The sequence below is a fragment of the Carnobacterium sp. ISL-102 genome, from assembly GCF_018612935.1.
In the GTDB taxonomy this organism is placed as follows: domain Bacteria; phylum Bacillota; class Bacilli; order Lactobacillales; family Carnobacteriaceae; genus Carnobacterium_B; species Carnobacterium_B alterfunditum.
Map to the genome: position 1 here is coordinate 95,097 of NZ_JAGGRF010000004.1, position 14,288 is coordinate 109,384.

The 14,288-nt window shown below is 36.8% G+C and carries 13 protein-coding genes; 7 read left to right on the plus strand and 6 right to left on the minus strand.

The genetic code is table 11. The features are described 5' to 3' along the window. Window positions 1–26 precede the first annotated feature (26 nt). Window positions 27–446 carry a pyridoxamine 5'-phosphate oxidase family protein gene (locus J7E16_RS04265; protein ID WP_214889063.1) on the plus strand — a complete coding sequence of 140 codons (420 nt, stop codon included), beginning with the start codon at window positions 27–29 and terminating at the stop codon, window positions 444–446. Window positions 447–501: 55 nt separating this feature from the next. Here J7E16_RS04265 and helD read toward each other — a convergent pair whose 3' ends face one another. Beyond that, on the minus strand, window positions 502–2,748 hold the full coding sequence (gene helD / locus J7E16_RS04270; protein WP_251006060.1) for an RNA polymerase recycling motor HelD: 2,247 nt from the start codon (window positions 2,746–2,748) through the stop codon (window positions 502–504). A 289-nt stretch (window positions 2,749–3,037) separates the two neighbouring features. Here helD and pepF point away from each other — a divergent pair, with 289 nt between their 5' ends. Next, window positions 3,038–4,849: an oligoendopeptidase F gene (pepF, locus tag J7E16_RS04275; RefSeq protein WP_214889065.1), complete on the plus strand. Its 1,812-nt coding sequence runs from the start codon at window positions 3,038–3,040 to the stop codon at window positions 4,847–4,849. 630 nt (window positions 4,850–5,479) lie between these two features. On the opposite strand, the gene J7E16_RS04280 is transcribed toward pepF, so the two are convergent. Together J7E16_RS04280 and J7E16_RS04285 are read right to left on the minus strand one after the other, a co-directional pair. Further along, window positions 5,480–5,758 carry a hypothetical protein gene (locus J7E16_RS04280; RefSeq protein ID WP_214889068.1) on the minus strand — a complete coding sequence of 93 codons (279 nt, stop codon included), beginning with the start codon at window positions 5,756–5,758 and terminating at the stop codon, window positions 5,480–5,482. Between the two features lie 262 nt (window positions 5,759–6,020). Continuing rightward, complete coding sequence (locus J7E16_RS04285) at window positions 6,021–6,998, minus strand: permease prefix domain 1-containing protein (protein WP_214889071.1); 978 nt, start codon at window positions 6,996–6,998, stop codon at window positions 6,021–6,023. 212 nt (window positions 6,999–7,210) lie between these two features. Here J7E16_RS04285 and J7E16_RS04290 point away from each other — a divergent pair, with 212 nt between their 5' ends. Continuing rightward, complete coding sequence (locus J7E16_RS04290; protein ID WP_214889075.1) at window positions 7,211–7,825, plus strand: CadD family cadmium resistance transporter; 615 nt, start codon at window positions 7,211–7,213, stop codon at window positions 7,823–7,825. Window positions 7,826–7,999: 174 nt separating this feature from the next. Here J7E16_RS04290 and J7E16_RS04295 read toward each other — a convergent pair whose 3' ends face one another. After that, window positions 8,000–8,176 (minus strand): hypothetical protein, encoded by a 177-nt coding sequence (locus J7E16_RS04295; protein ID WP_214889078.1) that lies wholly within the window; start codon window positions 8,174–8,176, stop codon window positions 8,000–8,002. A gap of 215 nt (window positions 8,177–8,391) precedes the next feature. Between J7E16_RS04295 and J7E16_RS04300 the strand changes: the two genes are divergently transcribed. Continuing rightward, window positions 8,392–8,811 carry an Hsp20/alpha crystallin family protein gene (locus J7E16_RS04300; protein WP_214889080.1) on the plus strand — a complete coding sequence of 140 codons (420 nt, stop codon included), beginning with the start codon at window positions 8,392–8,394 and terminating at the stop codon, window positions 8,809–8,811. 109 nt (window positions 8,812–8,920) lie between these two features. Here J7E16_RS04300 and J7E16_RS04305 read toward each other — a convergent pair whose 3' ends face one another. Then, window positions 8,921–9,331: a bis(5'-nucleosyl)-tetraphosphatase gene (locus J7E16_RS04305; protein ID WP_214889083.1), complete on the minus strand. Its 411-nt coding sequence runs from the start codon at window positions 9,329–9,331 to the stop codon at window positions 8,921–8,923. Window positions 9,332–9,514: 183 nt separating this feature from the next. Here J7E16_RS04305 and J7E16_RS04310 point away from each other — a divergent pair, with 183 nt between their 5' ends. Further along, window positions 9,515–10,636 (plus strand): NADH-dependent flavin oxidoreductase, encoded by a 1,122-nt coding sequence (locus J7E16_RS04310; protein WP_214889087.1) that lies wholly within the window; start codon window positions 9,515–9,517, stop codon window positions 10,634–10,636. Between the two features lie 617 nt (window positions 10,637–11,253). Then, window positions 11,254–12,660 carry a uracil-xanthine permease family protein gene (locus J7E16_RS04315; RefSeq protein ID WP_214889090.1) on the plus strand — a complete coding sequence of 469 codons (1,407 nt, stop codon included), beginning with the start codon at window positions 11,254–11,256 and terminating at the stop codon, window positions 12,658–12,660. 296 nt (window positions 12,661–12,956) lie between these two features. On the opposite strand, the gene J7E16_RS04320 is transcribed toward J7E16_RS04315, so the two are convergent. Continuing rightward, window positions 12,957–13,868 carry a nuclease-related domain-containing protein gene (locus tag J7E16_RS04320; protein WP_251006061.1) on the minus strand — a complete coding sequence of 304 codons (912 nt, stop codon included), beginning with the start codon at window positions 13,866–13,868 and terminating at the stop codon, window positions 12,957–12,959. Between the two features lie 225 nt (window positions 13,869–14,093). Here J7E16_RS04320 and J7E16_RS04325 point away from each other — a divergent pair, with 225 nt between their 5' ends. Next, window positions 14,094–14,255: a hypothetical protein gene (locus J7E16_RS04325; RefSeq protein ID WP_214889096.1), complete on the plus strand. Its 162-nt coding sequence runs from the start codon at window positions 14,094–14,096 to the stop codon at window positions 14,253–14,255. Window positions 14,256–14,288: the final 33 nt, after the last annotated feature.

Below are 14,288 nucleotides of genomic sequence, written 5' to 3' on the forward strand. Positions count from 1 at the left end.
TAAACTCAAAATGGAGGAATGCAATTATGGCTGATGCGCGTGATAAAGCTTTAAAAATTATTGAAAAAAATAATATAGGAACAATGTCTTCTGTTTCAGATGGTAAACCTGTATCTCGTTATATGACTTTTTTTAATGAAGGATTCATTCTGTACACATTAACGGACAAGCGAACACATAAAGTAAAAGAGCTAGAAAAAAATCCCTATACGTTTATTTTACTAGGCTATGACTCTGGTTTGTTGAACACCAACTATGTTGAAATAGCAGGCCAGGTCTCTATCATTGATGATCGAACGATGATCGAACATCTTTGGAGCCCTTATATGAAGCTTATCTTTGAAGGGAAAGATGATCCGAATATCGTTGTTTTAAAAATCCAACCAGATACCGTTGCCCTCAGAGGAACAAAAGATCCTGAAGTGATTGCAATCGATTTAAATTAAATGAGAAAATAAAAAGAAGGATAAAAAGCAGCCGCTTTTTATCCTTCTTTTTGATTTACTTCAAGTCAACTAAATGATAATCAGCTGATTCAAGACGATTTACTAATGGACTTTGAAGATCAGGTGCGATGAAATACAACTCGTGCATAGCACGACTACAGATAGTATAAGCAGTCGATAAATCGTTGGAAGAAGTAGGAGTCGAATAATGGAAAAGAGCAAATACGCTGTCGAATTCCAATCCTTTAGCTAACTGAACAGGGATAACAATAACAGGGTAGTGACTGTTATCAGTATCTTTCAGAACTAAATTGCTTTCAATGCCATCATTTGTTAACTCTTGATAGAAACGTTCTGCTTCTGCATAATTTTTACTGATAAAAGCTGTACGGAAACCAGCTTTTTGATTTTCCACAATTTTTGTTTTCACATAGTCCAAGTAATGATCATTTTTAGTGGTTAAAATTAATTCTGGTTTTTTTCCTTCACGAAAATTAGGTTCCTCTACAGAATTTTCTTCTAAAAAGCGATTTGAGAATTGAATGATCTCATTTGTCGAACGGTAGCTCGTTAACAACTGATAGCGTTGAAAAGAATTACCAGCGAAAATAGCATCTAAATCATTAAAAGAGATTCGTTTCATTAAGATATTTTGGTTTAAGTCACCGCTCAAAACAAAGTAGGCAGTTGGGTAAAAATCCTTTAGCATTTGTAATTGGAATGGAGAGAAATCTTGCACTTCATCTAAACAAATGTATTTAAATTTTGTGCTGCTGATTGGTCCATGCATCAATTGGAATAAGCTGTAAAAGGCATCTAAGTCTTCTAACACTAATTCTTTATGGGCCATATTCGTGACAACTTGTTGGATATGCTCTGTCCACATGTCATCATCAATTGAAAAGTCTGCTAAAGAAAGTAATTTTGGTACAGCTTTTAAGAAATGAATGTATTGATGCTGGTAGCGAATGAAGGTTAATCGTTTAATTCTTTTAACGACTGGTAAATAAGCTGTTTCTAGGATCGAATCAATCAAGGTTTCTTCAGCCTTTTGTTCGTTTTTCGATTCGCTTTCGTGTTGGCGCAACTCACTGTCAGACATTGAAAGCAAGACATCTTCGACCCAATTAGCTGTTCTTTGCGTCTGTTTAAATTGAGCTATTTTTTGAAGCAACAATGTTTGAAGCAGGGCCAACTTACTAGCTAAGGTACCTTCACTTTCGATACTGTAAAACAATTCTTTGATTTCCTCTTTTGAAATGATGATTTCATCTTGGAAGGTTAGCGAAGAAAAACGCATAAAGTTCGATTTTAATCGATCAGTATAGTCTTTTAACGCCTCTGAAAATTGCAGACTCCCTTTTAATAAAGTGACGTCAGACAACTCTTCATCTTGATTAGAAATAAGCGTGTATTTTGGAACTCTTTGATTCATAAATTCGGGGAAAGTGTGACTCGTCACATTCAGTTCACCTAACTCAGGCAAAACTTGAGAGATATAGGTTTGGAAAATCTTATTGGGTGAGAATAAGATGATTTCAGATGCTTTTAACTGATCTCTGAATGTATAAAGCAGGTAAGCAATTTTTTGCATCAAAACAACTGTTTTTCCAGATCCAGCAACACCTTCGATCAAAGTGATTTTTGCAGAAGTTTCTCGTACGATTTGATTTTGTTGTTTTTGCAGCGTCGAAATAACAGCACCCATTTGATAAGTGGATCGGTCTTCTAAGGCTTCAAGTAAATAAGGGTCACCCATTATATTATCTGTATCCAATAGTTGGATGATCTTTGCTTGGCGAATTAGAAATTGGCGTTTCAATTCAATCAAAAGCGCTAATTTTTCTTCTCCAATTTTCAAAGAGATCGTGTCGCCTACATTGCCTTCATAATAAAGCGAAGCAATGGGAGAGCGCCAATCGACTACTAAATTATCATATTCATCAAAGACAGAACTAATGCCAATATAGATAGTTTCCTTACCAAGTTCATCTTCGTAATCGATTCGCCCAAAGTAAGGATCATTGACCATTTTTTCTAACGCCATGACGCGATTTTGGTTTTTAAGCAGTGTTCTACTGCGAATCATTAAATCTTGTTCGATCGAACGCAATTCGCCTGCTGATTCCCACATACTTTCACTTGAACCTTGATTGATCTTGATTTCACCAGATTCTTTTAAACGCATTTTTTGTATTGCACTATCATTTGCTACGGTTTGTTTTAATTGATTCAGTTCAGTTTGAATTTGTTTTACAACGGTTTGGACACGTTGCTGTTCCATAGATAGACTATTTTTCAATGAAATAAGCTCCTTTCAAAAGCCGAAAAGTAAAGAGGGGTCATCCAACTTATTTTAAACGCAATTAGCAGTATACCATCCAAATAGTTTGATTACTAGAAAAGTGATTGATTCTATTTTAAAGAATGCATTTTATACAAGAATAGTTGTTATTTAAATGTTTAAATCAACTAATTTTTTGTTAATGATAGAGAAGAAGTTTAGCAACCTTTCCATTAGTAGTGTTATACTAGATGAGTAATTTATCTAAAAAACCAACTAATAGTAACCAATAAAGGAGCTTGATAAAATGGCACAGGAAGAATTGAAAAACAGATCTGAGGTCTCGGAAGCATTAACGTGGGATCTTACAGGTTTATACCCAACTAAAGAAGCCTTTGAAGCTGCAGTAGAAGATATGAAAGCAGCGGTCAAGCAATTTAGTACGACTTATGAAGGAAATTTAACGGATGCTAAAATGATCTGCACGGCTTTAAAACAATACAGTGAAATCATGCAAACAGCAGACTGGACAAATCATTATGCCTTTTTACCAGCTGCTACTGATTTGACCAATCCTGAAAACACCCAATTGTCTCGTTCTATGGAAAATGTATTGGCAGAAATCGGTGCCCAATTATCTTTTTTTGATTCTGAATTAAAAGCAGTAGATACCGCTATTTTAGACCAAGTTGAAAAAGAAGAACCTCAATTCGCGTCTTTTATTCGTCACATCAAAGAAGACAAATCAATTCAATTGGACCCTAAAGTTGAAAAAGCCTTAGCACAACTTTCACCAGTCCTTGGTGCACCGGAAGCCATATACGAACAAGCACGCTTGGCAGATATGGATTTTGGAACATTTAATGCTGCTGGGAAAGACTACCCATTGAGTTTTGTCTTATACGAAGATTTGTACATGTATCATGCAGACACTACTATTCGACGTGCAGCATTTGATAAATTTTCAGCAGTCCTTAGCGATTACCAAAATGTTGTAGCGGCAGCTTATTACACACAGGTCCAAAAAGAAAAAACAATTGCTACTATGCGTGGTTTTGATTCAGTTATCGACTACCTTTTGTACGATCAAGAGGTTGACCGCACATTATACAACCGTCAAATCGACAGCATTATGAATGATCTAGCTCCCGTTATGCAAAAGTATATCAGCCATGTGAAAGAAGTAAATGGGTTGGATAAAATGACCTATGCTGATTTGAAAATCGACTTGGATGCCGATTATTCATCAAAAATCACAGTTGAGCAATCAAAAGAGGTCGTAGTAGATGCGCTGAGTGTCTTAGGGCAAGATTACGTTGATCGGATCATGAAAGCTTATCCAGAACGCTGGGTAGATTTTGTCCAAAATAAAGGGAAATCGACCGGTGGATTCTGTACGTCTCCATATGGCAAACACCCGTATATTTTAATGTCATGGAACAACCAATTATCTGACGTTTACACATTGATCCATGAGATAGGACATGCTGGTCAAGGGATGCTCTCTGGCGAAAACAATGCCCTTTTAGGATCAGAACCATCGCTTTACTTGATTGAAGCTCCATCAACATTCAATGAATTATTATTAACAGAATCTTTAAGACGCAAAAGTGAAGATCCTCGTGAACAACGCTTTGCCTTGTCTAATATGATTTCTAACACGTATTTCCATAACTTTATTACACATTTATTGGAAGCTGCTTATCAACGAGAAGTTTATCAACTGATCGATGAAGGCAAAAGTTTTGATGCAGCGGCATTAAGCGACATTAAACGATCTGTATTGCATAAATTCTGGGGAGATGCAGTTGAAATCAATCCAGGAGCAGAATTAACGTGGATGCGCCAAAGTCATTATTATATGGGATTGTATTCTTACACATACTCTGCAGGGTTAACGATCGCGACTCAAGCATTCTTACGCATCAAAGAACTGGGCCAACCAGCAGTAGAAGAGTGGTTGGAATTCCTAGCTTTAGGTGATCAATACCGTCCAGCTCCAGCTGCTAAAATTGCAGGTGTCGACATCACGACTGATAAACCTTTATCTGATACGATCCACTATTTAGATGAATCTGTTGATAAAATCATTGCATTGACCAAAGAGATTACGATTTAAACTTCATTCACAAAAAAAACAAGTTTGTCTAACTCATTAGCAGAAGACTCAGCTCCATTTTTGATGGTTTCTTTCATCAGAAATAGAAGCTGAGTCTTTTTCGGATCAACTATTTTTGAACTTTGCTATTTGCTTGGTAAGCGATAGGGGAAGTGGGAGTCACGGGAGCCGCTTGTTCATCAAAGGACCTTTCATGAACAAGTAGAGCGGCATATTAGTATCACTCCCTTATGAAACAGCCCGGCACCAAAGAGTGAGACTAAAAAAAGTCAGCACTCTTTGGTCAAAGTCGTTTTCACGTGAAAGCGAAGCAAGAAAAAATTCTTACTCCGCTATGAAAATAGTGCAAAGGTGTTTTATCGTGCAGCTAAGTTTTTTTGCGTTAATCAGATCTAGAGGCTTCTTGGGACCCTACCTTTCCATAGAAAAAGCCTTTGCTAAAATCGCAAAGGCTTTAAAAGGGGTATGGATTACTCATTTATGGGGGTAAATAAGTAGAAAAAAAAGTTTCAGGTTTGGTATGTCTTTAGTATAAACGCTAGGTGTGAAAATTTAATGGTCATTTCTCTCTATATTGTGACAATGACTAAAAGAAAGTGTGAAGATTTTAGGAAGAAAGCTTTAATTGATTCAAGCCATCAAAAGTGTATAAATAGTAAAAGCTAAGAAAGCAATGATCAGTAAATTAAGGATGAAAAAGACAATCGTGTATGTTTGACTTCTGGCTTTCAAGGATAAAATCATTGATAACGTGCTTAATAAAACAGCAACAATGAGAACGCTAAGAAAAACAGGGAAGCTAAACAATGAAAATTGACTTTGAATAAAAATTGAGAGGATGGTCAACACGATTGAAAGAGAAAATAAGATAGTTGGCCATTTTTGAGTATTTTTTTTAGTATTATACATAAACTAGAACTCCAATCTTTTTAGTGTGTATTGTCGATAAACTTAAGTATACAATGTGGTATTCTGCATAACAATAGTTTCCTAAAAGATGACTTCTTTTTGTAAGAAAGGTAATGAAACATATTTAGTTAAAGTTGAAATGACGGGTTCTATCAAGAAGCTAAATGTTTGGCTGACAGCTAATAAGATATACTTATGTAACTAATAAACGGATCGAAACAGTTAGATCCTGTCTAACTGTTTCGATCCGTTCATCAAAAGGTTATTTTTTTCGTTTTGTTTCAATAAAACCTTGGTAGAGTGAAGAGAAAGCGGCAAAGAGGATACCGGTTATTGGAAAAATGATCCAAGCCGTACCCCAAGCATTGTAAACAAAACCTAAGAATAAATAAACAGCTGTAGCTGATGGAAAGATAACTCCTGCAATCGTATCGGTCAGTTTGCTAGCAATGACTCTTTCAGGTTTATAATCACCAATTGAGAGCAGCTTTTCATAGGTGGAATTCAGAGTGCCATAAAAGACAAATAGGAAAACCCCAACAGCTACAAAACCCAATAGGAAAATGACAGACCAAGCGCTATCTTCACCTAAAAGAACAACCGCTAGCAGTAACGAAATGGGAGCTAAAATACAAAGGATCACACCAGAAGCAATGGCCTTCGCAAAACTAGGCTTGAAATCTTTCATTTCTTGATTCAAGTTGACACGCGTAGCGGGATCAAGAATGATATTTTTTTTATTAAGATCAAATTGTTCTTCTTTCGACCCAAAAATGATGAAAATGCCAACAGCGATAGCAATAAAAATAAAAAGCGGAATAACTGATAATATATCGATATTTTCCATAGCTGCTGAAGAAAAAACTAAAATGGCAACTTCACGGAATAAAATCATGACAGCCGGAGCTAAAATACAAAGAGCAACACCAGCTCCAATGGCCATTCCATACTTGGATCGGTGCTGCATAAACGCTTCAACTTGTGTCTCTGACAAATAAACGGAATGGTCATCAGTTTGTTCTGATTCAGTTTCTGAATGATATTCTGCAATAAGTTTATCGGTATGGCCAAATTCAGATAAAACTGCACCAATGGCTTCATTTTCACTTTTACCCTCTGCTTTTAGTTGACGGTATTTATCTTCCATATCAGTGAGCATATCCTCTTTAAGCTGCAGCATTTTAGAAGTCCGGGGTAAATTAACAAAAATCGATTCGACATATTGCTTTATTGTGTCCATGAGTTTTATTCCTCCTCAATAAATTTGTCCATCCTATTTTTTAAATCCAGCCAGTTCCTTACTCCAACCATCTTGTTAACTAAAGTATACCTCCTTTACTTATAACAGATAAAGCAATCTGAACTGAATGAGCAAATTAAAATCATATGTATTACAATAGATAGAGTTCTCAGAAATGTTAGCGATAAAATTTTAGTTTGGAGTGAGTTATTTTGTTACAAAGTATTTTTTCAGCTAGTGCTGTTTATATTTCCACCAGCATTGATTATTTATTTATCTTGCTGATCATCTTTTCCCAAAGTCATACCAAAAAAGGGTTACGTCAGATTTATTGGGGCCAATATCTTGGAACAGGAATTTTAGTAATGGTAAGTTTATTTGCAGCTTATGTGCTGAATTTTATTCCGCAAGATTGGATCATTGGTCTCTTGGGATTGATCCCGATTTACTTAGGCATCCGAGTTGCTGTAACAGGTGAAGAGGAGGAAGAAGAGGAAGTCGCTGAAAAGCTAGAAGCTAGAGGGACAAGTCGCTTGTTCTGGACAGTTGCCTTGATAACGATTGCTTCTGGTGGCGATAATTTGGGTATTTATATCCCTTACTTTGCTTCTCTATCTGTTTCAGAAATCATCATTGCCCTAGTTGTATTTGTTATCTCTATTGCTCTTCTTTGCTTTATTAGTTATAAATTGGCAAAAATTTCTTTTGTCTCGACTACTTTAGAAAAATATGAACGAGTTATTGTACCAATAGTATTTATTGGATTAGGAATCTTTATCATGATCGAAAATAACACCATACAAACGCTTTTAAACTGGATCAACTAAGGCTAATGAATTTTCGCAGTCTTAGAATTTAATGATCTGATATAAGCAGCGGATTTCATATATTGGGATGTGTGATGCTAGAATTAGCTGTTCCTTGTATGACAAATCAAAAAAAATAGCACCACGCTCCTTTTTCTTTCAGGAGAGTAATGCTATTTTTTATTGTTAGCGGAGTTACGTTCTAGGTGTCCGGTTTTTTCCAAACATAAAAGCCAAAGCTGTGATAGCCAAGCCGACTATAATAAATAATGTTCCAATAATCGGATCTCCTGATTTAACAGGTCCAAAATAACCAAAAATGATGATCATCAGACCGATAACTAATAAAATTTTACCTATCATATTAAGCATAACGCGTACCTCCCGTACAGTGTTTGTTTAGCTAGTATAACAAATAAAGAATACTAATACGAACAAGAGATAAAAGTGCTGAGAATAAAATTGTAAAAAAAGGCAAAATAAATCATCTTCTTTGACTAAGATTTTTAAACGTCCTATACTAAACTTGAGCAAAGGATATACTTGCTCAAAAGGTCTAAAAAAAAAAGAGAAAGAAGGAGAGATTTATGAGTAATTTATTTCCAGCAGGACGTGATTTCATGAATTTTAGTAAGAACTTTTTCGAAGATCCTTTTGACCACTTATTACCAAGCACAGCGAATTTTAACGTAGATATTCGGGATGAAGACGATGCTTATATCGTAGAAGCTGAATTACCTGGGATGGCTAAAGAGGCTATTCAATTGAAATATGAAGACAATGTTTTGTCTATTGGGGCAACTCAAGAAACAAGTAAAGATGAAAAAGATGATAAAGGCAACTATATCCGCAGAGAGCGTTCAACTAAATCGTATAGCCGCCAATTCCTATTAAAAAATGTTAAAGAAGACGGCGTTGATGCAGTTTTTGAAAATGGTATTTTAACAGTAACATTACCTAAAAAAGTTTCAGACGAAAATAATCCTAAACAAATCGAAATTCACTAAGCAGCTAAAAAGACCACAAAAAGGTGTTGAGACAAAAGTCTCAACACCTTTTTGTATCGAATGTATTTTGAGAAACAAACCAGACATCTGCTTTAAGAACCACCTTTATCTATTTTTTAACGAGGTAATTCATGGCCGCTTCGAGGATAGTCCGATCATTTTCATAAGTAATGAGAGCCAAGGCCTCTTCGAAACTTAACCAGGTACTGTCTAGGACTTCTTCTTCTTGTTTTTGAATAGCTTGTTCAGCAGCATACGCAATAAAATAAATCACGTCTTTTACAGTGCCTTCATATGGTGAATAGTGAACAACGTGTCTAAAATGAGTATCTAGTTCAACCGTTAGATGTGTTTCTTCCATGATCTCTCGTAGAGCGGTTTCTTCTTCCGTTTCCGTTCCTTCCACATGTCCTTTTGGAAAAGCCCAATGTCCGCCATTGTGGTGTTTGATCAATAAAAATTTTGGCGGTTCTATTCCTTTTGTGACAATTATTGCTCCGCATGATTTCTCTTGTTTCATCAGTTATTCCTCCAGTAAGATAAGTTGTTTTGACTAGTATACCAAAAGTAAACCTAAAAAGTTAGCGGAGATGTTTTTTGATAAATTGTAAGTGAAATTGATTGAAAAAAGCGTTTAATTCTTTTATCATTAGGGGATGACAAGAGTAGAAAAAAATAAATGAATAAAAGTAGGAGAAAATTTATGAAACCAAAATACGATCCATTGTTTGAACCTTTTACATTTGCATCGGGAGTCAAAATAGATAACCGCGTGTTTATGGCACCAATGACAACGAATTCTTCTTTTGAAAATGGAATGGTCACGACAGATGAAAAAAAATATTATAAAAGACGTGTTGCAGGTTTAGGAGCTGTCGTGACTTCATGTGCCCAAGTGATGGAAAACGGACGCTTTGCAGGTTCGTTAAGTGCCGCATCTGATAACCGAATCGATAGTCTTTCAAAATTAGCAACAACGATCCAAGATGAAGGACCGAAAGCTATTTTGCAAATTTTCCATGTGGGCCGACTTGGATCCAGAAGAACTTTAAGAGGTGAGCAACCGGTTAGTGCAAGTGCAGTACCTCTGGACGTTGTAGGAGCAGAAGTACCAAGAGCGTTATCTGACGCAGAAGTACACGAACTAGTTGATGCATTTGGACAAGCGACTAGAAGAGCGATCCAGGCTGGATTTGATGGGATCGAATTGCATGGAGCAAATAATTACATGATCCAACAATTTTTCTCACCACATTCGAATCGTCGTGAAGATCATTGGGGAGGATCACTTGAAAAACGTATGAACTTTCCTTTAGCAGTCGTTCAAGCTGCAAAAAAAGCCATTCAAACATATGCTGAAAAACCATTTATTTTTGGGTACCGTATTTCTCCTGAAGAAATAAAAGAACCCGGTATTACAATAGAAGATACACTTCAGCTTGTGGCTAAGTTGAAAGAGCAAGGGTTAGACTACGTTCATGTCTCAACGAATGAATGGACTCAAGGATCAGTTCGCAATCCAGCTGAAGCGACTCCCATTGTTCAACGTATCCAAGAATTTGTTGGAAAAGATTTCCCTATCATTGGAGTAGGATCGATCATCACGCCGGATGATGCTTTAGAGACAATGAAATCGGGTATACCAATTGTTGCAATCGGCCGGGAATTAATCGTTGAGCCTGATTGGATCCAAAAAGTAAAATTAGGTAATGAAACAGCGATTCGTAAAAAAATCAAACCGGAGTATCGTAAAGATCTCATGTTGCCAGACGCTATGTGGGAGTATATTGAAAGCAGACCGGGTTGGTTTCCAATTGTTCATTAATAAAAGCAAACACTAAAAATGATAGATTGTATAATAAGAGTCTGCTTATCAGGAAACTGATGAGCAGGCTCTTATTTTGTTATATATCGATTGTTTAAAAAATAGTGTTCCAAAAGAAATTTCTTCTGGAATAACGGGTTTGCTTGTGGAGAGCCATGGGAACACCTGAAGCCTAAAGAGGAAGTTGTCATGGTTGTTGCTACTTTAGCTGCTTACAAACATGATATACTTGGGCGTTATTTGCCCACAGTGCTTTATTTTAGGCTACAAGCAAACCCTATTCCGCCAAAAATTTCAAGTGAGTGATTAAACTGATTTATTACTACTAAATTCTTTGCTAAAAAGAGTTAAGGTATGATAGTCAATTGCAATCTCATTTTCTACCAATGAGGCTACTATTAAAATCAATGGTTGGGTAGGTAAAGAGGGTTGGACTTATGTCCCAGCCTTTTTTTTTGAGGAAAAAACACGAACAATCTAGTTAAGAAAAGAATGGGAAAATTCCGTTTTAATGCTTTACATAATGTTTTCGAGCAGTTATACTAAAAAAGAATTAATAAATACGAAGTATAAGACTGTTTTAAAAATAAATGTTCGTATTTAATGGGAGGGTTATTTTGGAAGAAAGAATAGGAAATCCAGAAAGAAAAATCGTATTACCGAAAAAAAAGAGGGGAGAAGGGGGAATTGCACCGAAACCCGAATCGAATCTTATTTATCAAGTAGACGATAAACCAGGCTTTTTCTTGATGACTCTCTTAGGATTTCAAAATATACTAACTGCTTTTGGTGGGATCGTAGCTGTGCCCTTAGTGATCTCTGGTATTGCAGGATTTGGGGTCGCAGATACTTCTTATATGATTAGTGCAGCCTTGTTGGGTTCGGGCGTTGTTTCAATCATTCAATCCAAAGGGATCGGACCGAAGTGGTTTCGTGTAGGAGCCGGTCTTCCAACGATCATGGGAACCGATTTTGGTTTCGTCGGTCCGGCAAATGCAGTCATCAATACGATGGGTGGAGGGATTGCTGGTTATTTTGGCGGGACTATGATGGGAGCCGTTTTAGAGATCAGCTTAAGTTATTTTATTAAACCTTTAATGAAATTTTTTCCGCCAGCCGTAACAGGAACCGTTATTTCACTGATGGGATTAACGTTGATGCCTGTTGCCTTTGATTGGGTAGCTGGTGGAGTGGGGTCAGCTAACTATGGTTCACTGCTTAACTTAACGATCGCTACGATCGTATTTTTGATCATTGTTATACTGAATCATTATGGAAGTTCGAAAATCGGGCCTGCAGCAGTACTGATTGGGATCGTTGTTGGTTATGTGATGTGTATCCCGCTTGGAATGGTTGATTTCGGTCAAGTAACTCGAGCTAATTGGTTCGCTATGCCGCAGCTCTTTAAATATGGTGTGAGTTTTGATTTGAAATTTGCGATTCCATTTATCTCAGGCTACTTAGTAACAGTTATTGAAACAGTTGGTGTGATGCAGACTATTGGTGCGGTAACAGAAACAGAATTAACTGATGATGATATTGCAAATGGTGTCCGCGCGGATGGAGTCGGGTCATTTATTGGACCGGCGATCGGGTCAGGCCCGGTAGCGACTTTTAGCCAAAATGCTGGATTGATCCCTTTAACGCGAAATGCCTCTCGTTCAGTTGCGATCGCAGCGGGTGTTCTATTGATGCTAATGAGTTTCTTGCCTAAATTTGCGACACTTGTATCGATCATGCCAATGGCTGTTCTAGGTGGAGCAGGAGTTCTGATGTTCGGCAACGTAGCCGCGTCTGGCGTGAAATCATTGTCTCGTGTGAATTTTGACAACCGCAATCTGATCATTGTCGCTGCTGGATTAGGTGTTGGACTAGGCGTGGCTTTCAGGCCTGAAGTAGTAGCCGGTTTGCCAGGAATTCTTGGTGGATTATTTTCATCTGGGATTTCTGCTGGAACGATCGTTACCTTATTTTTGAACATTATTTTGAAAGAAAAACCAACACTGGAAAGCGAAACAATTTAATCAAACAGCAAAACGTTCAGCACTCTGATTTAGGAGTGGTGAACGTTTTTTTAGTTTTAATGAGTTAATAAGTTGGTGAGGCTGTGAGGCGCCACTCATTCGTGAAGTGACCTTCCACGTAAAAGTAACGTAGGAAATAGTGTCTCACTCGTTCGTCAACAGGGTATTGACGAACGAGTGAGACATGAAAATGTGTTTACTTCTACGTCAAACAGGGTTGCTCGTAGAAGTAGACCCTAGAAATGCTTTTACTCTTTCGTGAAACATGCGCCAAATGGGAAAATAAAGGACATTGACTACTTTTCGCTATAATACGTCATCTGCCGGGACAAATGACGATGATAATTTGTTTTTAAGATCACGCGGATCCGTTCTTTAGAGTAGATCGCTCCACACCATTGGTAAATCAGATTTGTCGTCATTAAGCTATCAGGAAAAAGCAGTCTAAACTCTACAATACTACGCTCAATAGCACTTATAATGGTTTCTTTGTGACCGCATGCGGTACAAAAGTAAGTTTGTCTTGTATCTCTATAGCTTGTTGAGAAGCAAATGGGGCATAAGATTCCTTTCTGCAATTGATCGAAATGATAAATAGGTAAATTATCGGGACGATAATTTTCATTATGTAACGCTTTTAATTTCTTCCCAAGTTCCACTTGTTTATCTGTGATTGGAAAATTTTGATCAGATAAGGTGTTAAGGTGCTTAGGCAATTGATTTGAAAATAGAAATAGTTTGTTTGGCAGCAGAGAGTAAAGGTTGAATTCTGGATCAATAAAAACAATAAGAGGATGTATCGGCAATCGGTACCCTAGACTAAGCATCACATTATAAAGAAAGGTCATACTTCTGTCGATTTGTCTCAGGGGATTAAGGATTTTGTAGCCCGATTCCGTGAAAAATGACTCTTCTCTATAAAAGTATGAACTGGCATAATTTTTCACTTCATATAAATAGACGGCATCAGTCGTGATAAGAAGGGAATCGATTTGAAAAACAGTGTCTCTATGGTTCAGAACAAGATCGTTCAATATGAGACCTGACTGGTGAGATCGACTCATACAGACATCAAATTGTTTTTCACCAGCAAAACCTTTTACTTGATTTTCATATTTTATTTTTTCCTCATCCGGTAAATTCATTCGATAATTCAAAGATTCTAAGATACGGTGGGTGACCGATTTTGTTCGTTCTTTTAATAGCATTAGTTTATCGCGCTCCTTAATTTTGATCATTCTCTTTTAATATAAGAAGAAAATAGCAAAAGTCATTTTTTATGGCCTAACTATAATAAGGAATTTGTTCTTGAGGATAAATTTTCACGTAAGATTAGAGAGGATGAGATGCTTCAGTCTTCCATGAAGCTGCCTAGCATGGAAGACTGAAGCCGGAAATAGTGTCTCACTCATTCGTCAACAGGGTATTGACGAATGAGTAGACCTCAAAAAAAGGTTTTACTTCTACGTCAATCAGGGTTGCTCGTAGAAGTAGACCCTAAAAATATTCTCACTCCTTCATCAGTTAATTTAAAAGAAACACAAGAAGCTGCTCGTAACGCAACTTCAGCAATTAAGATAGTGAATGTTTTTTAGTTTAGTAAAAAACATTCAGAAGTGGTATACTGA